Origin of the sequence: Anaeromicrobium sediminis (assembly GCF_002270055.1) — a bacterium.
GTDB lineage: Bacteria > Bacillota > Clostridia > Peptostreptococcales > Thermotaleaceae > Anaeromicrobium > Anaeromicrobium sediminis.
The window spans coordinates 406,091-428,859 of record NZ_NIBG01000001.1; the positions used below are offsets into that span (position 1 = coordinate 406,091).

Annotated in this window: 24 protein-coding genes; all 24 read right to left on the reverse strand. The window is 31.7% G+C overall.

Going from position 1 to position 22,769, the window contains the following annotated elements:
* Positions 1-82: 82 nt before the first annotated feature.
* Positions 83-1,024 carry a bifunctional riboflavin kinase/FAD synthetase gene (locus CCE28_RS01990; RefSeq protein ID WP_095130422.1) on the reverse strand — a complete coding sequence of 314 codons (942 nt, stop codon included), beginning with the start codon at positions 1,022-1,024 and terminating at the stop codon, positions 83-85.
* 12 nt (positions 1,025-1,036) lie between these two features.
* Positions 1,037-1,933 (reverse strand): tRNA pseudouridine(55) synthase TruB, encoded by an 897-nt coding sequence (truB, locus tag CCE28_RS01995; protein ID WP_095130424.1) that lies wholly within the window; start codon positions 1,931-1,933, stop codon positions 1,037-1,039.
* Between the two features lie 8 nt (positions 1,934-1,941).
* On the reverse strand, positions 1,942-2,892 hold the full coding sequence (locus CCE28_RS02000; RefSeq protein ID WP_176461602.1) for a DHH family phosphoesterase: 951 nt from the start codon (positions 2,890-2,892) through the stop codon (positions 1,942-1,944).
* Complete coding sequence (gene rbfA / locus CCE28_RS02005; RefSeq protein WP_095130428.1) at positions 2,885-3,247, reverse strand: 30S ribosome-binding factor RbfA; 363 nt, start codon at positions 3,245-3,247, stop codon at positions 2,885-2,887. The genes CCE28_RS02000 and rbfA overlap by 8 nt, the downstream gene beginning before the upstream one ends.
* Before the next feature lie 19 nt (positions 3,248-3,266).
* Positions 3,267-5,216, reverse strand: a complete 1,950-nt coding sequence (gene infB, locus CCE28_RS02010; protein WP_095130430.1) for a translation initiation factor IF-2 — start codon at positions 5,214-5,216, stop codon at positions 3,267-3,269.
* 30 nt (positions 5,217-5,246) lie between these two features.
* A complete protein-coding gene (locus CCE28_RS02015) occupies positions 5,247-5,552 on the reverse strand; it encodes a L7Ae/L30e/S12e/Gadd45 family ribosomal protein (protein WP_095130432.1) in 306 nt (101 codons plus the stop codon).
* A complete protein-coding gene (gene rnpM / locus CCE28_RS02020; protein ID WP_095130434.1) occupies positions 5,542-5,817 on the reverse strand; it encodes an RNase P modulator RnpM in 276 nt (91 codons plus the stop codon). Before rnpM ends, CCE28_RS02015 begins: the two co-directional genes overlap by 11 nt.
* A gap of 15 nt (positions 5,818-5,832) precedes the next feature.
* Positions 5,833-6,882: a transcription termination factor NusA gene (gene nusA / locus CCE28_RS02025; RefSeq protein WP_095130436.1), complete on the reverse strand. Its 1,050-nt coding sequence runs from the start codon at positions 6,880-6,882 to the stop codon at positions 5,833-5,835.
* Positions 6,883-6,900: 18 nt separating this feature from the next.
* Complete coding sequence (rimP, locus tag CCE28_RS02030; protein ID WP_095130438.1) at positions 6,901-7,365, reverse strand: ribosome maturation factor RimP; 465 nt, start codon at positions 7,363-7,365, stop codon at positions 6,901-6,903.
* Positions 7,366-7,597: 232 nt separating this feature from the next.
* Complete coding sequence (locus CCE28_RS02035) at positions 7,598-11,854, reverse strand: PolC-type DNA polymerase III (protein ID WP_095130440.1); 4,257 nt, start codon at positions 11,852-11,854, stop codon at positions 7,598-7,600.
* A gap of 17 nt (positions 11,855-11,871) precedes the next feature.
* Positions 11,872-12,927 (reverse strand): flavodoxin-dependent (E)-4-hydroxy-3-methylbut-2-enyl-diphosphate synthase, encoded by a 1,056-nt coding sequence (gene ispG / locus CCE28_RS02040; protein ID WP_095130442.1) that lies wholly within the window; start codon positions 12,925-12,927, stop codon positions 11,872-11,874.
* Positions 12,928-12,979: 52 nt separating this feature from the next.
* Positions 12,980-13,984, reverse strand: a complete 1,005-nt coding sequence (rseP, locus tag CCE28_RS02045; RefSeq protein WP_095130444.1) for an RIP metalloprotease RseP — start codon at positions 13,982-13,984, stop codon at positions 12,980-12,982.
* Positions 13,985-13,986: 2 nt separating this feature from the next.
* Positions 13,987-15,141, reverse strand: a complete 1,155-nt coding sequence (locus CCE28_RS02050; RefSeq protein ID WP_095130446.1) for a 1-deoxy-D-xylulose-5-phosphate reductoisomerase — start codon at positions 15,139-15,141, stop codon at positions 13,987-13,989.
* A 128-nt stretch (positions 15,142-15,269) separates the two neighbouring features.
* Positions 15,270-16,055: a phosphatidate cytidylyltransferase gene (locus CCE28_RS02055; protein ID WP_095130448.1), complete on the reverse strand. Its 786-nt coding sequence runs from the start codon at positions 16,053-16,055 to the stop codon at positions 15,270-15,272.
* Between the two features lie 14 nt (positions 16,056-16,069).
* Complete coding sequence (locus CCE28_RS02060) at positions 16,070-16,831, reverse strand: isoprenyl transferase (RefSeq protein WP_095130450.1); 762 nt, start codon at positions 16,829-16,831, stop codon at positions 16,070-16,072.
* Positions 16,832-16,878: 47 nt separating this feature from the next.
* Positions 16,879-17,067 carry a hypothetical protein gene (locus CCE28_RS02065; protein WP_095130452.1) on the reverse strand — a complete coding sequence of 63 codons (189 nt, stop codon included), beginning with the start codon at positions 17,065-17,067 and terminating at the stop codon, positions 16,879-16,881.
* 3 nt (positions 17,068-17,070) lie between these two features.
* Positions 17,071-17,628, reverse strand: a complete 558-nt coding sequence (gene frr / locus CCE28_RS02070; RefSeq protein ID WP_095130454.1) for a ribosome recycling factor — start codon at positions 17,626-17,628, stop codon at positions 17,071-17,073.
* A gap of 13 nt (positions 17,629-17,641) precedes the next feature.
* A complete protein-coding gene (gene pyrH, locus CCE28_RS02075; RefSeq protein WP_095130456.1) occupies positions 17,642-18,352 on the reverse strand; it encodes a UMP kinase in 711 nt (236 codons plus the stop codon).
* 206 nt (positions 18,353-18,558) lie between these two features.
* Positions 18,559-19,206 (reverse strand): translation elongation factor Ts, encoded by a 648-nt coding sequence (gene tsf, locus CCE28_RS02080; protein ID WP_095130458.1) that lies wholly within the window; start codon positions 19,204-19,206, stop codon positions 18,559-18,561.
* 81 nt (positions 19,207-19,287) lie between these two features.
* Complete coding sequence (gene rpsB / locus CCE28_RS02085; RefSeq protein WP_095130460.1) at positions 19,288-19,986, reverse strand: 30S ribosomal protein S2; 699 nt, start codon at positions 19,984-19,986, stop codon at positions 19,288-19,290.
* Between the two features lie 197 nt (positions 19,987-20,183).
* Entirely contained in the window at positions 20,184-20,630 is a 447-nt protein-coding gene (locus tag CCE28_RS02090) for an endolytic transglycosylase MltG (protein ID WP_095130462.1), read from the reverse strand.
* A gap of 4 nt (positions 20,631-20,634) precedes the next feature.
* Entirely contained in the window at positions 20,635-21,063 is a 429-nt protein-coding gene (locus CCE28_RS02095) for a DUF6115 domain-containing protein (RefSeq protein WP_095130464.1), read from the reverse strand.
* A 20-nt stretch (positions 21,064-21,083) separates the two neighbouring features.
* Positions 21,084-21,368, reverse strand: a complete 285-nt coding sequence (locus CCE28_RS02100; RefSeq protein WP_095130466.1) for a hypothetical protein — start codon at positions 21,366-21,368, stop codon at positions 21,084-21,086.
* A 13-nt stretch (positions 21,369-21,381) separates the two neighbouring features.
* Entirely contained in the window at positions 21,382-22,743 is a 1,362-nt protein-coding gene (locus CCE28_RS02105) for a DUF342 domain-containing protein (RefSeq protein WP_095130468.1), read from the reverse strand.
* Between the last annotated feature and the right edge of the window lie 26 nt (positions 22,744-22,769).

Genomic DNA, 22,769 nt, shown 5'->3' on the forward strand with positions numbered 1-22,769 from the left:
AATCGCCTAAAGCCAGGTATAAGGTCGGTGATTCCATTTACCGAGCTTAAGGTTCCTTACAGAAATAAATTTTATCATATTATTACCAAATTGTAAACTGTCTTTTTTCAAAAAAATTTTTAGCGAGAGCTATGTCCTTCTTTAATTGAATAGTCAGCTCTGTGACACTCGGAAATTTCTTTTCTTCCCTAATCCTATCTATAAAATGTACTTCTATGTTTTTACCATATATATCTTCACGGAAATCCATTATATGAGTTTCTATGTTAATTTCTTCTTGACTAAAGGTAGGGTTGTATCCCACATTAGTAATACTATCATATAATCTGCCATCTATATTCACCTTTGTTAAATATACACCTGGAGATGGAGTTAACATATTCTTTTCTAACTTAATGTTAGCAGTTGGCACGCCCATCTTGCGTCCTACCTTTTTGCCTTCTATCACTTGTCCATTTATTGAATATTTTTTTCCTAAAAACAAATTGGCTCTTTGAATATTTCCATCCCTTATTAAAGATCTAATATTGGTACTGCTCACAGTTTGTCTTTGAATTTCAATAGAATCTATTTCATTTAATTCATAATCATAATCCTTTGATAAGGTCCTAAGTAAGTGTATATCTCCTTGGGCCTTATATCCAAACTTGTAATTGAAACCTACAATACAACTTTTCATCTTCAAAGTGTTTTTTAAAATATCTCTTACAAAGCTCTCTGCCTTTAATTTCATCTGAAATTCATCAAAGGTCACTAATATTACATAATCTATTCCTAATTCACCCAATGTACTTATTTTTTTATTCAAATTCATTATTCTCTTTGGTGCACCATTCTCACTTGTAAAAGCCCTAGGATGATTTGAAAAGGTATATACTACACTTTTTAAGTTTTTAAGTCTACATGTCTCTACTAAATTCACTAGTAGGGTTTGATGTCCTATATGTACGCCATCAAAGTTGCCTAAAGCAACACCCGTATCATCATTAATGTTTACATCACTTAACCTTCTTATTACCTTCATCTTGTTGCCCCTTTAATGAAATACTCTATCTGTATCAATATATACATTATTGTCCTTATCTTTTTTTACTCTTCCTATGGCTATAAACTTATCTTTACTATACATTCTTACTAGGTCATCTTCTTTCAATTCATCATTTTCTTTTATATTTTTCATATATATGGTATTACCATTTAAAAGAAATCTCTCAGCCCAGTCATGTACTAGTACCTTAGGAAAAGATTGTATTGGGTAATCTAGGGGATAGAACTCTTTTTCTAATTCTTCTATAGATAATCTCTCTATATCTTCTATCGTAACTGTATCTTCTAAATGGAAACCACCTGTTTGAGTTCTTAAAAGAAAGGTCATATGTGCCCCACACCCAAGTTTGTTTCCCACATCTTCACATATGGTTCTAACATAGGTTCCCTTAGAACACTCCACATCAAATAATATATTGTTACCTAAAATTCTAATAACTTCAATATTATATATGTATATTTTCCTACTTTTTCTTTCTACAGTTTTACCTTCCCTAGCTAATTCATATAATTTCCTGCCATCTTTTTTTAAAGCCGAATACATAGGAGGCGTTTGAAGAATTTCACCTTTAAATTCTTCAAAAACTCCAAGTATTTGTTCTTCATCCACATTCACAGGTCTTTCATGAACTATAGTTCCCCATCTATCTTGTGTATCTGTATTAGATCCTAAAACCATTTCACATCTGTATTTTTTTCTATCATTAAGTAGATATTGACTTACCTTCGTAGCCTGCCCTACACATATAGGTAAAACCCCACATGCCATTGGATCTAGTGTTCCTGTATGGCCTACTTTTTTTATTTTTAATGTTCTTCTTATTAATCCGACCACATCATGTGAGGTCATATTAGGAGGCTTTAGTATATTTATAATTCCATTCACTATATCACCTACAAATATTCTTCTATATTGTCTATTATGATTTCATTAACCTTTTTAATACTATCATTAATTAAACAACCAGCTGCTTTCTTATGGCCCCCACCACCGAATATCTCTGCAATTTTACTTACATCCACATCGTATTTAGACCTGAGCCCTACCTTAACCTTTTTTTCTTCTAGTTCTTTTAATAATATACTTACTTCTACGCCCCATATATCTCTTCCAATTTCAATCAATCCATCTGTATCAGATAGGGCCATTTTATTATTTGCTAGCATCTTTTGTGTCACATGCATAATGGATACTTTCCCATCATAGTAAAATTTTATAGTATTTATAACATCTTTTAATAGTTTCACCTTATTTATTGGCTTATTTTGGTATAATTCCACATTTATGGAATTGACACTTATTCCAGTTTCAATTAATTCTGCTACAATTCTATGGGTCTTAGATGTGGTGTTATCATATTTAAAACTGCCCGTGTCTGTTGACAAAGCAGTATAAATACAAGTAGCTATTTTTTTATCCATATCTACATTTAAAGCTTTAATAAGGTCATATATTATCTCACCAGTGGCCGCAGCCTTTGGATTAACCAAATTATATTTACCATAAAAGTTATTAGTAATATGATGATCAATGTTAATTGTGCATCCATTAAGATATCGTCTTCTATTTCCTAGTCTTTCCGTATCACTACAATCTATAGCAATACATAAATCATATTGAAATTCGTTTACATGTTCATCTATCGCTTCAAATTCAATAAATTTTATATTGTCAGGTAAAGGTTCATCTACTATAATTTTAACATCCTTGCCTAACCTTTTAAGGGCTAAACACAGGGCCATAGACGAACCTATAGTATCACCATCAGGCATAATATGAGGAAGAATTATAATTTTATTAGATTCTTTTATCACATCTATAATCTTAAGTAAACTATTACTCATTATCAGCACCATCATCATTGACTTTTTTTATCAATCCAGATATATACATTCCATTTTCAATTGAATTGTCATTCTCAAAAATTGGCTCTGGTGTATATCTTAACTTCAGTTGTTTCCCAATTTCCCTTCTGACAAATCCACTAGAATTATTTAATGCTTTTAGTGTTGACTCTCTTTCCTTCTCATTTCCAAATACACTAACATATATATTAGCATATCTTAAATCACGTGTTACTTTTACCTCTACAATACTAGTTAGTGAAGAAATCCTAGGGTCTTTAAGTTCATTCATTATCATTTGGCTAACTATCTTTTTTATTTCTCCAGCTATCCTATTAGCTCTCATATACCCCATTTTTTATCACCCTTCTTTACTAGTCTCTTTTAATTTCTTCTATAATATACGCTTCTATAATATCGCCTTCTCTAAGGTCATTATAGTTTGCAATACCTATACCACATTCATATCCAGTTTGAACTTCCTTAGCATCATCTTTAAATCTCTTAAGGGATGATACATCTCCTTCAAAGATTACGATTCCATCTCTTACTAATCTCATCTTCGCATTTCTTGCCATCTTACCTTCTTTTACATATGCCCCTGCTATAGTTCCAATGTTAGGTACTTTAAATGTTGCCCTTACTTCTGATTTTCCTATAACAACTTCTTTAAACTCTGGGTCTAACATACCTTTCATTGCCTTTTGCACATCTTCTATAGCTTCATAGATAACTCTGTAAATTCTTACATCTACACTTTCTCTTTCAGCCATGCTAGATACTGCCGAAGACGGTCTTACATTGAATCCTATTATAATAGCATTAGAAGCTGAAGCTAGCAAAATGTCTGATTCAGTAACAGTACCTACGCCACCATGAATCATGTTTATTTTAACTTCATCATTAGATAATTTAGCTAATGATTGTTTTACAGCCTGAACAGAACCTTGAACATCTGCTTTTACAATTATGTTCAGTTCTTTAACTTCACCTTCTTGAATATGCATAAATAAATCTTCTAATGATACTTTTGTAGTAGAGTTTAAGTTAGCTTCTCTAAATTTAGCCTTTCTCTTTTCTCCAATTTGTCTTGCAAGCTTATCGCTTTTAACAGCATTAAAAGTATCTCCTGCATTTGGAACATCTGATAGTCCTAATATTTCAACTGCAGTTGATGGATTGGCCTTTTTAATGTTCTTACCCTTGTCATTTATCATGGCTCTAACTCTACCAAAAGAAGCACCTGCTACAATAGGATCTCCAACCTTTAAGTTACCCTTTTGAACTAAAACAGTAGCTACAGGACCTCTGCTCTTGTCAAGTTTGGCTTCAATTACAACTCCAGCACCTAATCTATTAGGATTAGCTTTTAATTCTTGCATCTCTGCTGCCAATACTATCATTTCTAAAAGATTGTCAATTCCTTCACCTTTAAGGGCAGATACTGGAACAGAAATAGTGTCTCCACCCCAATCCTCAACTAAAACTCCATGTTCAGATAATTCTTGCTTTACCCTGTCCGGATTAGATCCTGGTTTATCCATTTTATTTATAGCAACAATTATTGGTACCCCTGCAGCCTTAGCATGGTTTATAGCCTCTTTAGTCTGTGGCATAACTCCATCATCTGCCGCTACAACTAGTATAGCTATATCTGTAAGACTAGCTCCTCTAGCTCTCATAGACGTAAAGGCCTCATGTCCTGGTGTATCTAAGAATACAATTTTCTTACCATCCACATATACCTCTGATGCACCTATATGCTGAGTAATTCCACCTGCTTCTCTGGCAGTTACATTAGTCTCTCTAATAGCATCTAAAAGAGATGTTTTTCCATGGTCAACATGACCCATAACAGTTATAACCGGTGGTCTATCTTTTAAATCTTTTGGATCATCTTCAAAATCCTCAATTCCATATTCTGCTTCTTCTTCCTCTGCACCTTCTAATTTAACATCTATATTAAATTCTAAAGCAAGAGCTTCAGCCGTTTCAAAATCTATTTCTTGGTTTATGGTTGCAAATACACCCATAGACACTAACTTAGTCATAACATCAGTAACTGTTTTACCGATTTTATCACAAAAATCCTTTACAGAAATACTCTCTGGTAATCCGATTGCATTTTCATCTTCTGTAGAATCCATACTTTCACTTTTTCCTTCATTAGATTTGTAAAGTTCTTTAATAATTTCTATTATATCGTCTTCTAAAGTACTCATATGGTTTGTTACTTCCACATCATACTCTTCTAATTTACTTATAAGTTCTTTGCTTGATATGTCTAATTCTTTAGCTAATTGATATACCCTAGTTTTTGACATATGCATTCACCCCCAAATTTATTTAGGCTATTAATTGGTTTCTATGAGAGAACATATTTTTTCTGAAAAACCCTTATCACTAACTGCATAAACCGCCCTATTATACTTTCCAATGGCATGGGAAAGTTCTTCTTTTTCTCCATATACTAAAAATTTAATATTTCTATATGCACATGCATCTTTAAATTTCTTTTTAGTATTTTCTGAAGAGTCATTTGTCACAATGACTAAGTTTATTTTTCCTTTTTTTATGTACATTAGACAAGTGTCTTCTCCAGTCATGAGATTTCCTGACCTTTGTGCTAAACCCAGCATAGAATAAATTTTATTTTTCATCTCTTCTTATCTCTCCACATAGTTGTTCATATATTTTTTCTGAAATTTCTTGACTAAATGCCCTATTTAAACCTCTTTTTTTCTTAAGTTTATTAAAACATTCAATATCATCACATATATATGCGCCTCTTCCAGCTAATTTACCTGTTTTGTCTATACTTATTTGACCATCCTTTGATTTTACAACTCTAATTAATTCTTTCTTAGGCTTACTTTCCATACAACCAAGACATTGTCTAAGAGGAATCTTTTTCGCTCTTACCATAGTATACCTCCTTGATTATATTTCTAAAGATTCATTATATTGTGATTCACTTTTAATATCTATCTTCCAGTTTGTAAGTTTTGCGGCTAATCGAGCATTTTGCCCTTCTTTTCCTATTGCTAAAGATAATTGATAATCAGGAACTACAACTAGAGCTGTTTTTTCTTCTTCATTAGCTATTACCTTCAATACCTTTGATGGACTTAATGAACTTGCTATAAGCTCTTCAGGATTTTCACTCCATTTTATAATATCAATCTTCTCACCTTTTAACTCGTTCACAATAGTTTGCACTCTTACACCCTTGTGCCCTACACATGCTCCCACTGGATCTACATTTTCATCGTGAGAATATACAGCAATTTTACTTCTAGAACCTGCTTCTCTAGAAATACTCTTAATTTCTACAACACCATCGTGAATTTCAGGTACTTCTAGTTCAAATAACCTTTTAACTAATCCTGGATGTGTTCTAGATACTAAGATTTGTGGTCCCTTTGTAGTCTTTTTAACTTCTACAATATATGTTTTTATTCTTTCATTATGATTGTAAGCTTCTCCCGGTATTTGCTCTGTAGGGGACAAAATAGACTCTGCCTTACCTAGGTTAATATATACATTTCCTTTACTCATTCTTTGTATAATACCAGTTACAATTTCACTTTCCTTGTTTACAAATTCATCGTATATAATACCTCTTTCAGCTTCTCTAATTCTTTGTACTACTACTTGTTTAGCCGTTTGAGCCGCTATTCTACCAAAGTTCTTTGGCGTAACTTCTCTTTCAATCATATCTCCAACTTCATAATTTCTATCAATTTCCTTTGCTTCCTCTAGACTGATTTGCAGTAAATCATCTTCTACAATTTCCTCTACACTCTTAGCTGAATAAACCCTAACCTCGCCTGTTTCCCTATTTATGTACACCTTAACATTCTGTGACGTTCCATAGTTTCTTTTATAAGCAGAGATTAATGCAGCTTCTATAGCATCTATTAATATTTCCTTAGATATGCCCTTTTCTTTCTCAATTTGCTCTAATGCGTCAATAAAGTCTGCATTCATTTGCCACACCTCCTTAATTTAGAAAATAACTGCTAATTTAACTTTAGATACTTTGCTTCTTTCTATCTTAATTATATTGTTATTTTCATCCTTTATATTAATCTCATTATTTTCTAGTCCTAACAATTCACCTTGAAGAACTTTTTTCCCTTCATAAGGAGCATATAAAAACACTTCAATTTGTTCACCCTTGTATTTTTCAAAATCCTTATCTTTTTTAAGTGGTCTATCTATTCCTGGTGAAGATACTTCTAAATAATAATTATGCTCTATAGGATCTACTTCGTCTAACTTTTTGCTTATTTTCTCACTTACCAGCTGACAATCGTCTAATCCTATTCCTCCATCTTTATCTATGTATAATCTTAAAAACCAATGTGGGCCTTCTTTTACAAATTCTACATCAACTAACTCAAATTTATTTTCTTCTATGATAGGAATAGCCAATTCTTCTACGATTTCTACAGTACGCTTCTTTGACATAATATCCCTCCTTTGTTTTATTGCTATATACATATTTTTATAAAAGTTTTAATATATTATTCTCTATGCTTTCTTAATAAATGCAAAGAGTGGGTTTTTCCCACTCTTTTTAACAGAAAATTATATGATTATCGTTTTAATGATATCACATATGAAATAGTGACGCAAGCCTAAAATACAGTTTAATATGGATTAAAGAATTATCAGATTATTTTTCATTAATATATAACTTTTAAAATAAACTTAACTGATTTGTTTCTGGTAATCCCTTTAAACATCCATGAATCCTTAATGTTTCTATTACAGTCTTAGTAACCTTAGCTCTCGTCCTTAGGTCTTCCATGGAAATAAATTCTCCATCATCTTTACATTCATATATACTCTTTGCTGCATTTTCCCCAACCCCTTGAAGTGCAATTAATGGTGGTAGTAATTTTTCATCTTCTATTTGAAATTTACTATAATGGGATTTGTATATATCCACCCTTTTAAAGTCAAAGCCCCTTGAATACATTTCATCTACTACCTCTAACACTGTGAGTAAGTCTTTTTCCTTTTGGGTAAGGTTATTGGGCATGTTCTCCAATTCTTTTATTTTTTCTCTTATAGTTTCCTTTCCTTTACTAACTAATTCTGCATCAAAATCAGATGCTTTTATAGTAAAGTAAGTGGCATAAAAAGCCAATGGATGGTGAACTTTAAAATATGCCAATCTAAAGGACATCATAACATATGCAACAGCATGAGCTTTAGGGAACATATATTTTATCTTTTTACATGATTCTATATACCAATTAGGAACTTTGTTATCAATCATCATTTCTTCATCATCTTCTGATAACCCCTTACCCTTTCTAACATTTTCCATTATTTTGAAGGCAGATTTAGGGGGAAGTCCCTTTAATATGAGATAATTCATAATATCATCTCTAGTAGATATAACATCCTTTAATTGTGCTATATTTTGCCTTACTAAATCTTGTGCATTATTCAACCACACATCCGTACCATGGGATAATCCACTTATTCGAACTAGTTCTGCAAAGGTAGTAGGTTGTGTATCCACAAGCATTTGTCTTACAAATTTAGTCCCGAATTCTGGTACTCCAAGACTTCCTACTTCGCACTTAAACTCTTCATCTTGTATCTTAAGAGCCTTCGGAGAAGTAAATATACTTATAGTTTCCTTATCTCCTAAATCTACATGGGTTGGGTCTATGCCTGTTATATCATGAAGCATCCTAATAATAGTGGGAACATCGTGACCTAATATATCTAGTTTAAGTATTCTACCACTTATGGAGTGATAATCAAAATGCATTGTTATTACTCCAGATGAACTGTCATTGGCAGGATATTGGATAGGAGAAAAATCAAATACATCCTTATAGTGAGGAACAACCATAACTCCACCTGGATGTTGTCCTGTTGTTCTTTTCACTCCAGTACATCCCTTTGACAATCTATCAATTTCTCTAAAGTTTACGATTTTTTCCCTTTCATCGTGATATTTTTTTACGAAACCATATGCTGTCTTTTCTGCAATTGTACCAATGGTTCCTGCCCTATATACATGTCCTTCTCCAAATAGTTCTTCCGTATATTTATGGGCTGTAGGTTGATATTCTCCTGCAAAGTTTAAATCTATATCAGGTTCCTTATCTCCTTCAAATCCTAAGAATACTTCAAAGGGGATCTCATGACCATCTTTTATATATACACTTTCACATTTAGGACAATTCTTATCTGGAAGGTCTGCTCCACTACCAATAGAACCATCTGTTATGAACTCTGAGTGTTTACACTTTGGACACACATAATGGGGTGGCAATGGATTAACTTCTGTTATGTCACTCATAGTAGCTACAAATGAAGAACCAACAGATCCCCTTGACCCTACTAAATATCCATCCTCTAAAGATTTGGTAACAAGCTTTTGTGAGATTATATACATTACTGCATATCCATTACTAATAATAGAGTTTAGCTCCCTATCAAGTCTCTTTATTACAATATCAGGAATAGGATCGCCATAAATTCTTTTAGCCTTTTCATAACACATATTCCTTAAATCCTCATCAGATCCTTCTATAATGGGAGGAAAAGTACCATCTGGTATTGGAAGTATTGATTCTACCATATCTGCTATTTTATTAGTATTGGTTATGACAACTTCCTTTGCCATATCTTTCCCTAGATAACTAAACTCATCTAGCATCTCTTCAGTAGTTTTGAAATATAGGGGTGTTTGCTTATCAGCATCGGAAAATCCTTGACCTGCCATTAAAATTCGTCTATATACTTCATCCTTAGGATCTAAAAAGTGTACATCTCCTGTTCCTACAACAGGCTTATTCAACTTTTCTCCTAGGTTCACAATTTTTATATTAATATCTTTTAATTCTTCTTCGTCTGCCACAAGGCCCTTTTCTATTAAAAATGTATTATTGCAAATAGGCTGTATTTCAAGATAATCGTAATACTTAGCAATTTCCTCTATTTCCTTTTCACTTTTGTTACTTAATATGGCCTTATATAGTTCTCCTGCCTCACATGCCGTTCCTATTATGAGTCCCTCTCTCATACTTGATAGCATTGATTTTGTTATTCTTGGCCTTTTATAAAAGTTTTTCATATGGGCCTCTGATATTATCTTATATAAATTTTTAAGGCCTTTGTAATTTTTAACTAATATTACAATATGATAAGTGTCTAGTTTTTTCACATCTACTAAATCTGAATATAATTTATTTATCTCATCTAATCTATTTATATCCTTTTCCTTTAGCATGTCTAAAAATTTTATAAAGATTTCCCCTGTTGCCTTGGCATCGTCAACAGCCCTGTGGTGATTAACTAATTTTATACCCAATTCCTTAGCCACTACATTTAATCTGTATCTCTTTAGCTTTGGCAATAATATTTTAGAAAGTTTTAATGTGTCTAGTATAGGGTTATTGAATTCTTTATTTATTCTTTCACAATTCTCTATTATAAAGGAAGTATCAAAACTTGCGTTATGGGCAACTACTGGATAATCCTCAATAAACTCCATGAATTTAGGGAGTATTTCTTCTATAGTTGGCTTGTTCCTAACCATTTCGTTTGTTATTCCAGTGAGTTCAACGATTTTTGATGGAATAGGCTTTTGTGGGTTTATTAATTCATTAAAAGAATCTATCACTTCACCATCTTTAATCTTTACAGCTCCAATTTCTGTGATCTTATCATTCTTACTTGAAAGACCCGTAGTCTCTATATCAAAGACTATAAAAGTTTGATCTAAGTCTAAATTATTAGGATTTACAACTATGGGTTCTCCATCATCTGCTAAATATCCCTCTACCCCATATAATACCTTTATGTTATTCTTCTTAGCGGCAGACATGGCCTCTGGAAAGGCTTGCACTACACCATGATCTGTTATGGCAATGGCTTTATGCCCCCACTTTGCAGCTCTACTTACTAAAGCTGAAGCAGAAACTACACCATCCATAGAACTCATTTGGGTATGGGCATGTAATTCTACCCTTTTTTCCTTTTCAAAATCTTCACGTATATCTATAGGTATACTTCTCATCACATCTCTAGCCATTACAATTACTTCTTTAGAGAAGGTATCATATCTTGCTTCTCCTCTAACTTTATAAAACTGACCTTTTTTAAATAAAGCTTCAGTTCCCTCTTTATCTTCTTTTTTTACAAATAATTTTACTCCTATGGTGCCCTTATAGTCAGTTATACTCATATTAAATAAAAATTTACCACTTTTAAGTTCTCTAATTTCCACATCTATTAGCTCACCTTTAACAACTACCATTCCTGACTCATCTGTTATTTCATATGTGGGAACTTCTCCGTCAGTAATCTTTTTACCAATAGAATCAATACTATTGTTTTCTTCATCTTTTTTTGTATCGGACTTAAAACTGGATCTTTCTTCTCTCACTACCATATCCTTTACCATAGATTGAGTTTGGGCATCTTTTTCTTTCAAATATTCTTTTATATCATTATTTTTCATCAAAAATTGTATTTTTAGATCTTCATCAAAGGCATTTTTTATATTTTGCTTAATAAAATAATCTATACTTTTATTTTTTAAATAATCTATACCCATATTATTTTCTAATATTATGTTTAAATATTCATCTTTAAATTCTATTTTAGGTTCATTTAACCATGCTACTATAGATGGGTGTTCATCCTTTAATGCATGTACTATATTCGGCCAATAGGATTTTATATTATCCTTTATGCTTAAATTATTATATTTCATTTTAAGACTTAGCTGAGATATGAAGTTTAGTTCTTTTAGTATATTCCCTTTTAATATATCTAATGATTCATTCTTTATTATCTCATCTGCATTTATTATTATATTTAATTTCTTATTTTTCTTATCATATACAATCTTATCTACTACAACATTATCTTTTTCTACTTTATCTATATTGAACTTCTTAGATAATTCCTTTAATCTAAGCAATTATTTTCTCCTTTCTCCTACATCTTACTTATCTCTTCCAGCAATACCTCTTCCACTTTGTCCTCATCTATCTTTCCTACTATTTCACCTTTTTTAAATAACAAGGCACTATTACTGCCACCAGCTATACCTATATCTGCTTCTCTAGCTTCTCCTGGTCCATTTACAGCACAACCCATTATGGCTACCGAGATGGGCTTTTGAATATTTTCTAGTTTTTTTTCAATTCTACCAGCTAAATCTATTAAATTTATTTGGCATCTTCCACAAGTAGGACAAGATATTATATTAATTCCAAAATTTCTTATTCCTGCCGACCTTAATATTTCTTTTCCTACCTTCACTTCCTCTACGGGATCTCCAGTTAATGATACTCTTATAGTATCTCCTATTCCATCTAATAACAGAGCTCCTATACCTATGGCTGACTTGATAGTTCCCTTGTATATGGTTCCAGCTTCAGTTACTCCCACATGCAATGGATAATCAACTTTCCTAGACATTAACCTATAAGCATCTAGTGTCAATTTAACATCTGATGCCTTTAACGATATTATAATATCATTAAAGTTTAACTTTTCTAAAATGCCCACATGGTCTAGAGCACTTTCCACAAGAGCTTCTGCAGTGACCTTTCCATATTTATCTAATATTTTTTTATCTAAAGAACCACCGTTTACCCCGATTCTTATGGGTATATTTTTCTCTTTAGCTTTTTTTACTACCATCTCTACTCTCTCAACACTTCCTATGTTACCAGGATTAAGCCTTAGTTTATCAATCCCATTGTCTATACACTCTAATGCCAACCTATAGTCAAAATGTATATCTGCAACTAATGGTATATTAACTTGTTTTTTTATTTCCTTAACGGCCTTTGCAGCCTCCATATCAGGTATGGCAATTCTAACAATTTCACAACCTGCTTCTATTAATTTGTTTATTTGATCTACTGTAGCTGATACATCCCTTGTATCCGTATTAGTCATTGATTGAATTAAAATAGGAGAGTCACCTCCAATGGTAACTTCTCCAACCTTAATTTTTTTTGTACTTTTTCTATCTATTTTCATATTATTCAACTCTCTTCAAAATATAGTTATCCCCAATATAATTTCTTATTCATTACAATACAAATCTTAATAAGTCTTTATATACCATAAAAAGCATCAATCCCATTAACAGTATAAACCCTGTGAAATGAATCATACCTTCTTTCTCTGGATCTATGGGCTTACCACTAATTCCCTCAAATAATAAAAATATTATTCTACCTCCATCTAAGGCTGGTATAGGTAGTAAATTAACCATTCCTAAGTTTATACTTATTAACGCTGCTAAAGATAATACATTATATATGTTAGTTTTAGCAGCCTCACCTACTATGTGAATTATACCTACAGGTCCTACCACATCACTAGATGATGCCTTACCTGCAAATAGTCTACCAAAGAACTTAAACATTTCGTCTATTATAAAAATTATTCTGTCAAAGCTATACTTAATAGATTTAACAATTGATTTTTCAAACCTAGGTGTTATACCTATTATCCTTCTATTGTCTTCTTTATTTATTACGGGAGTTATATATACATGCTCTTTTTTATCATTTCGTTCATATGATATTTTTATGTTATCCTTATTTGACTCCTTTATGTTCTTAACAATTTCATCCCAGGTACCTACCTTTTTATCATCTATAGCTAGTATTTTATCTCCAGTTTGAAGACCCGATTTATAAGCTGGTAAATCCTTTGTGGTTTCTCCAATTGTAGTAGTTGGAAATCCTACTGAATAAAATATTATACTGAATAATATAACAGCCAGTACAAAGTTCATTAGGGGCCCTGCTAATATGACACTAAGTCTTGCCAATAGGGGTTTATTGTTAAAACTTCTTACGTCAGAAGACTGTTCATCTTCTCCTTCCATTTTAACATATCCTCCTATGGGAAAAATCCTCACTGAGTACCTGGTCTCTGCTCCCTTATAGCTAAGAATTTTAGGACCCATACCAATTGCAAATTCATGAACCTTTATACCCACAAGTTTAGCCACACTAAAATGTCCAAATTCATGAAAAAGTACTAACATGCCAAAAACCAAACCGGCAACTATGAATGTTTTCATAATTACACTCCTTTAAATTTATTTTTGACAAACTCTCTAGACCATTTGTCAATTTGGATAATATCTTTTACACTAAAATTATATTTAGGATCATGCACTTCTAGCACTTCTTTTATAGTATCGGAGATATCATAAAATTTAATTTTGTCTTGTATATATAATTCTACTAATTCTTCATTTGCACCATTTAATACGGCCGGATAACTTCCTCCTTTTTTCAGAGCTTCATATGCCAGCTCTAAGCAAGGAAAAGTTTGTGTATCTGCCTTTTCAAAAGTAAGTTGCCCTATTTTATAAAAATCTGTTTTTTCATAGTTATTTTCCATTCTCTCAGGATAAGTTAGTGCATATTGTATTGGCACTCTCATGTCAGGATAGCCCATTTGAGATATTATGGAGGAATCCTTATATTCTACCATAGAATGAATTATACTTTGTGGATGTACTACCACTTCTATTTGTTCTGGCTCCACATCAAATAGCCACTTTGCCTCTATAACTTCCAAGCCCTTATTCATTAAAGTAGCTGAATCAATACTGATTTTTTTACCCATATTCCACTTAGGATGTTTTAAGGCTTCATTTACTTTTTTATCTTTTACCTCCTGCCTTTTTAATCCTCTAAAGGGACCTCCTGAGGCAGTTAAAATAACCCTATTAATATCTTTGTTCTCATAACCAGAAAGAGATTGGAATATGGCACTATGTTCACTATCTACAGGCAATATTTTAACTTTATTTTTCTTTGCCGCATCCATTACTATCTTACCAGCTGTTACTAGGGTTTCTTTGTTAGCTAGTGCTATATCTTTTTTAGCCTCAATGGCCTTCATAGTAGGTACTAGACCTACCATGCCCACTACTGATGTTAAAACTACGTGGGCTGACTCTATTGTAGCCACTTCATTTAAACCTTCTATGCCACTGAAAATTTCCACATCCATATGAGAAATTTTTCTTTTTAATTCTATAGCTTTTTCTTCATCCATAACAGCTACTATTTCTGGATTAAATTCTCTTATTTGCTTTTCTAATAACTCTATATTCTTTCCTGCCGTTAATCCAACAACTTTAAATTTTTCTTTGTTGCTTCTAACTACATCTAATGCTTGCGTTCCAATTGAGCCTGTCGAACCTAAAATGCTAATATTTTTCATTAGATCATCCTTTCAATTATCTTATGGATTTATTAATGAATATATAACTTAATCTCCTAATACTTTTTAATAGCACTTAGGAAGATTAGTTGATTTTTCTTTTATAATACAAACTTATTTTATTAATATTACAGCATAAATGTAACATAATAATAAACTAGTGGTGCTGTAAATAGTATGCTATCAAATCTATCTAATATGCCTCCATGTCCAGGCATTATTTTTCCATAGTCTTTAATTCCACAATATCTTTTGAACATAGATGCTACCAAGTCACCTATTTGTCCTAATATACTTCCTATTAATCCTATTATAGCAAAATGAATCACATATTTAGGTATAAAATAATAAGAATATATAACACTTACTAATACACTTCCAAAAATACCTCCTATAGCACCTTCTATTGTTTTTTTAGGGCTAATGTCAGGACATAGTTTATTCTTTCCAAATAAATAACCTGTAAAATATGCACAAGTATCAGTAGCCCATGCTACTATGAAAATGAGCCAAATGAATTTATCATAGTTCACATTCTTAGTCATTAAAGCTATATGATTTATTAGAAAAGATACATAAAACAATCCTGTTATAGTAACTAACGTGTCCATAATAGTAAACTTGCTGTCTAATACCATTTTTATCAAAACAAGAAGTCCCATAGAAAAAAACCATAGGGGTAAGAAATTAACAGGTTCATAACTAAACATATTTATTATGAATAACAATAAACAACTAATCACACCCACACTCTTTGATGGTTTAATTTTAATGTTATTAAATGCATTAAAAAACTCTATAATTCCTAGAGTTGACACAATTAGTACACCTATTGTCAATGTGTTGTCTCCTTTAAACACCACATATAGAAGTATTGGAATTGCCACTAACGCTGATATTATCCTAGTTAACACAATTTACACCACCCTTATTTAAGACCTCCGAATCTCCTATGTCTCATTTGATAATCTTTAATAGCCGTATATAGATGCTTTTTATTAAAATCGGGCCAATATATATTAGAAAACCAAAATTCTGCATATGCAAGTTGCCATAAAAGAAAATTGCTGGTTCTCAATTCGCCGCTTGGTCTTATTAACAAATCCGGGTCAGGTGAGTCGCCTGTATCTAAATATGTAGAAAATTTTTCTTCATCTATATTTTCTATACATATATTCCCTTCTATATTTTCTTTACATATATTTCTCACAGCCCTTATAATCTCATCTCGTCCACCATAATTTAGAGCAATATTAACTGTAAGCCCCTTATTATTTTTTGTTAAGTCTACTGCTTTCCCAATTTGTGATATGGCTTCTTCAGGCAGTTGGCCTATATTACCAATGGTTCTAATTCTCACATTGTTTTTATGCAATTCCTTTACTTCTTTTTGCAAATAATAAACTAATAGTTTCATTAAAGCTGAAACTTCTTCCTTTGGTCTTTTCCAATTTTCTGTTGAAAAAGCATACAAAGTTAAAAAACCGATTTTCAATTCTGATGAAGCCTTTATAACTTCTCTTAGTGCTTCAATTCCTGCTTTATGGCCTGCAGTTCTAGGTAAGCCTCTTTTTTTAGCCCATCTGCCGTTTCCATCCATGATAATGGCAATATGCCTCGGAAGATTTTCCATATCCAATTGGATAGTTTCTTCTTCCTTAGAAGCAAATATTTTTTTTATCGTCTTCATAAATCACATCTCCTGATTTAATAATTTTTAACCCCCAATATAGGGGGTTAAAAATAACTAACTATTAATTCAATTATATTATTTTCATTTTTTATATTAATAACTCTACTTTCTCCTATTCTATCTTTAACTTTCGGAGAAAAAGTTTCATTAATACAATATTTTAATTTCTTACCTTCAAGAATTTTAACAGCTTCTTCTAATTGAAATCCTAAAAGCATTTGGAGATTATCCAATTATTATACCTCCATCATTTCCTTTTCTTTCTTCTTTAATAATTCATCAATAACATCTATATATTTATTAGTTAGCTTTTGCACTTCCTCTTCTGCACCCTTTAAATCGTCTTCTGTTATTTCTCCATTTTTCTGTAATTTCTTTAATTTATCATTTGCATCTCTACGTTCATTTCTAATTGCTACCTTAGAACCCTCAGCAGTCTTTTTAACTAACTTTATAAGATCTTTTCTTCTTTCTTCTGTTAATTGAGGAATTGCCAATCTAATTATCTTTCCATCATTTGAAGGGTTTAGTCCTAACTCAGATTGAGTTATGGATTTTTCAATGCTTGATATAGCAGTTTGGTCATATGGTTGAATAACTAACATTCTAGGTTCTGGAGCAGATACATTAGCAATTTGCTTAAGAGGTGTACTTGAACCATAATAGTCAACCATTATTTTGTCTAATAAAGCTGGATTAGCTCTTCCTGCACGCATTGCATTTAAGTCTTCTTTGTATACTCTTATTGTCTTTTGCATTTTTTCTTCTAATTCCTTATGAATTCCTAATATCATGTTCATTCCTCCTTTATTTTACACAAGTTCCTATTTGTTCACCTAAAATTGCCTTCTTAATGTTTTCTGGTTCATTTAACCCAAACACTAATATAGGAATTTTATTATCCATACACAAGGACGTAGCAGTAGAATCCATAACTCCCAATCCCTTATTTAATACATCTATGTAACTTAGCTCATCGAATTTTTTCGCATCTTTATTTATATTTGGATCTGAATCATAAACTCCATCTACCTTTTTAGCAAGAAGTATTACTTCTGCTTCAATTTCAGCTGCTCTTAAAGCTGCTGTAGTATCCGTTGAAAAATATGGATTTCCCGTACCAGATGCAAAGATGACAACCCTTGCCTTTTCTAAATGTCTAACGGCTTTTCTTCTTATATATGGTTCTGCAATTTGTCTCATTTCTATAGCCGTTTGCACTCTTGTAAGAACATCTATACCCTCTAGGGCATCTTGAAGAGCCAAAGCATTTATAACAGTAGCAAGCATTCCCATATAATCTGCTGTGGTTCTATCCATACCTTCACCAGTTCTACCTCTCCAGAAATTGCCTCCTCCTACTACTATAGCAACTTCTACGCCTAATTCCTGTAGTTCCTTTACTTGCTTTGCTATAGCACTAACAGTATTACCATCTATGCCAAAGCCGTTTTCTCCAGCTAAAGCTTCTCCACTTAATTTTAAGATTATTCTTTTATATTTGGGACTCACTACTATGACCTCCGTTTATAATATTCTAGAAAAACTCACAAAACCCTTTAATATGACCAATATTCAATCTATACATATATTTGAACAAAAAAAATTTGTTATTTTATTATATAGAATGAAAATTATATTTATCCATAATTTTCATAAGTTTATAATTTTCTATGTTTGTAAAAAGGAGAACACTATTTGTGTTCTCCATCTTAAGTTTTTAATTACTTATTTATTTGTTTTGCAACCTCTTCAGCAAAGTTTTCTTCTTTTTTCTCTAAACCTTCTCCAACTTCAAATCTTGCAAATCTTCTAATAGATAAGTTTTCACCTATTTTTGCAATTTTAGCAGTTAATAACTCTCCAACAGTTACGTCAGAGTCTTTAATAAACGGTTGTTCTAATAAGCATATTTCTTTGTAATGCTTTTCAATTCTTCCTTCAACCATCTTATCTACGATCTTTTCAGGTTTACCTTCATTTAAAGCTTGGTTTCTTAATATTTCTTTTTCTTTTTCAAGTTCTCCTTGAGGTACTTCTTCTCTTGATATGTATTGTGGATTTGATGCTGCAATTTGCATAGCTACATCTTTAACAAATTGCTTGAATTCGTCATTTTTAGCAACGAAGTCAGTTTCACTGTTTACTTCTACTAATACTCCGATTCTTCCTCCATGGATGTAAGATTCTACAATACCTTCAGAAGCTAATCTTCCAGCTTTCTTAGCTGCTTTAGCTAATCCCTTTTCTCTTAGAAGTTCTACTGCTCTCTCCATGTCACCGTCTGCTTCTATTAAAGTCTTTTTGCAATCCATCATTCCAGCACCAGTGCTAACTCTTAATTCTTTTATCATAGCTGCCGTAATAGCCATTTTAAACTCCTCCTTGTCATATAGAAAAAGGTAAGAGAAGTAAGGAATAAATCCTTTCTTTACCCTTACCCATTTATTATATTATTCTTCGATTTGTTCCCCTTGCTTTCCTTCTATAATAGCATCTGCAACTTTAGCAGCTATTAATTTAACAGCTCTTATTGCATCGTCATTAGCAGGAATTACATAATCTACTTCATCAGGGTCGCAGTTGGTATCTACAATACCTACTACTGGAATTCCTAATCTTTGAGCTTCCTTAACAGCAATTCTCTCTTTTCTTGGATCTACTACGAAAATCACTCCTGGAAGTTCATTCATATCTTTAATTCCACCTAAGAATTTCTCTAACTTTTCTTGCTCATGCTTTAACTTAATTACTTCTTTCTTAGGAAGAACGTCAAATTTACCTTCTTCTTCCATCTTAGTTAACTCATGTAAACGATCAATTCTCTTTCTGATTGTTTTAAAGTTAGTTAACATTCCACCTAACCATCTTTGGTTTACATAGAACATTCCAGATCTCTTAGCTTCTTGTTCAATAGCCTCTTGTGCTTGTTTCTTAGTTCCTACAAATAATACCTTCTCATTATTTGTTGCAACCTCTTTAACGAAATTGTATGCTTCTTCAACCTTCTTTACAGTTTTTTGTAAGTCTATGATATAGATACCATTTCTTTCTGTAAAGATGTATGGAGCCATCTTAGGATTCCATCTTCTTGTTTGGTGTCCAAAATGTACACCTGCTTCTAATAATTGTTTCATTGAAATTACTGACATTAGTTGCACCTCCCTGGTTTTTTTCCCTCCACTTTGGTCATCTTTTCAAGCACCCTTCATAGGGACCAACTTTAAAATCTCAAAGTGTGTGTCATAATTACCTTATGTAGTATAACACGTACATAGGCCTTTTGCAATAACTTTTTTAAATTTATTTCAATACATAGGTATTATTTCCATATTTATAATTCTTATTCTTATTTTTTAACTATAATTTTCTCAATTATTTCATCAATAGACGCATTTATTTTCATTTCATATACTCCCCACCTTAACTTTTCTTCTAAGTTTTTATCATTTATCTTTCTCAAGAAAAGTTTAGTAGATTGTATTACATTGTGGCTTTTTAGTATTTCCCCTATCTCTTCACTAGTGGAACCTTTAGGAATAACAACTTTTATTAATTCTTTTTCATTTTTTTTTTTCATAACAGGTTCTTCTTTCTTAACTTCCTTGTTATATATATCTTTTTTTACAAAGTGATCTTTAGGATCTACCATTCCCATTTGTTTTGCCTTTGTTTTAATATACTCATCATTTATTTCTTCTTGAAAGAATTCTTTACTAATAATATTAAACGTAGAACAAATTATAAATCCTATTCCAATTCCCATAAGCAATGTTGTCTTTAATTTCCTTTTCAAAGAATCACCTCTTTTTTAAATTGCATATAAGTTGTACCTCACCGATTCCCTTATTCAATTGTTTTGCTATTTGGGATATGGAGTAACCATTTTTATATAATCTAACTATTTCTTCATTCATTCTATCTTTGTTTATTACCTCTTGATTTATATTTTTTTCTTGTACCTTTAATTCATTTCCTTTTTCCTTTTTATTTTTACTATTTAGATTGTCTACCTTCATATCTATGAGTTCTATACATTCCTCAATATACTCTAGTTTCCCATCTACCTTTTTTATAATCTCTTTATCCTTTTCCTTATGAATTTCATATTCCATATTTCCTAAAGAAAAGTCCTCTGACACTTCTTCCTCTCTTCCATCTTTAAGGAAAGAAAGGGTTGCTACTATTACAAATAAGACACCTATTACTAATATAATATAATTTAACATTTCATCCCTACTTTATATCTTTATATCTTTATATCTAGATTAGATCCTATATCATCTTTTTTCTTTTTTTCTTTTTCCCTTTTCTTTTTCTTTCTTCCCTTTTCCTTGTCATTATTTTTTATGTGAGCATCATCTTTTCTTTCTGATTTATTTATTTTTTTTGTCTTTATCTCTGTTTTTTTTTGTTCTTCTTGTGCCATATAACTTGCATCTAATGTAAATTTATTAACTTCAGTTTGTCTATTTTTTGCTACTTCTTGACTTTTAAAATAATTATTTTGAAAATCTAGCGGCCTAATATACATAATTTCACCATCCCTATAGGTGTATTATTTTTATGCCATCCTCATTTTTTATAAATTTAACTTTACTCAATTCATCCCTTACATAGTAAATAGCATTATTTACTGATATCTTAACTCCTGGATAAACCCCCTCATCTATCTTAACTGACCCTATTTCCTTTGACTTGGCAATTTGCTCTTCTATGGAATCCAATTCTTCATTTAACTCTATTTCTTTAATCTTTAAAAAATTCTCTGTTTTAATAGACTTTTCATATATGGATTGCTTATCCTTAGTAAACAATGGAGTATCAATAATTTTATTTAATAGTTTTATTGCCTTTATTACATTTTCACGATTTCTACTTACTACCTTTAACTCTTCTTGTACTTTTTTATATGTTTCTTTACTTTCAGGATTAATCCCTGTCTCTATTCTAGTAATAGTGGCCATGCTAGAGCCTATGATCATAGCCTCGATTTCTTTAGCAGCAGTGGTTTCACCTCCTACGATTAATCCTTTTTTTCCTTTTGCATATACAGCCCCTTGCACTTGTACACTAGAATGCATTATTATATCTACAAAAAGATCTCCTCTCACAACTACATTACTATTTTGTATGTATTTACAATTCAAGTTACCTTCACAAATTATATATCCATTATTTTGACTTTGTATTCCCTTGTGAATAATTATATGCCCACCAGCTTTTACTCGAGCTCCTTCTACCACACCAAAAATTTCAATGTTCCCAGTGGCCTCCACCTCAAAACCAGTTCTCACATGTCCATTTATAACAATATTTCCATCAAAGTGAATATTTCCAGTATTATTGTCCACATCCCCTTGAATTTCATATACATTAGATACACTTATTTTTCCTTCATCATATAACACTTGTCCAGCAATATCTGCATATACACTAAGACCATCCTCACTCAAACTAGTGTTCTTACCAGCCCTTAATAGAATATCTTTTCCTTTCCTAGCTCGTACAGTCCTTCCGAATACATCTATTCCGTCGGAACCATTTGCAGGCAAGTCCTTTTGACCCAATAATTCACCTTGTTCCACCATTGTAATTAGATTTAATTCTTTGAAATCAACAGTTCCATCTTCATTCATTTTAGGCTTAACTTTTTTATCTAAAGAAAAGGAAAGGTTTATTTTAGCATCTTTCCCATCGACAGAAGTAATACCTCTAGCAATTTCTTCTTTAATTATATGATTTTCACTATTTAAAAGTTCTTTAATTTTCGGATGATCTATTCCATACTTTATTCCTCTTTCTTTTAAAGCACTTAAAATGTGTGCTTCCGTTTTTAACGCCTCATCAAGTATGGTAATATTTACTACCATGTTATCCTGTGAAACATCTAAAAATAGTTTATTCACTTCAATCCCACCTTCGCACTTTAAAA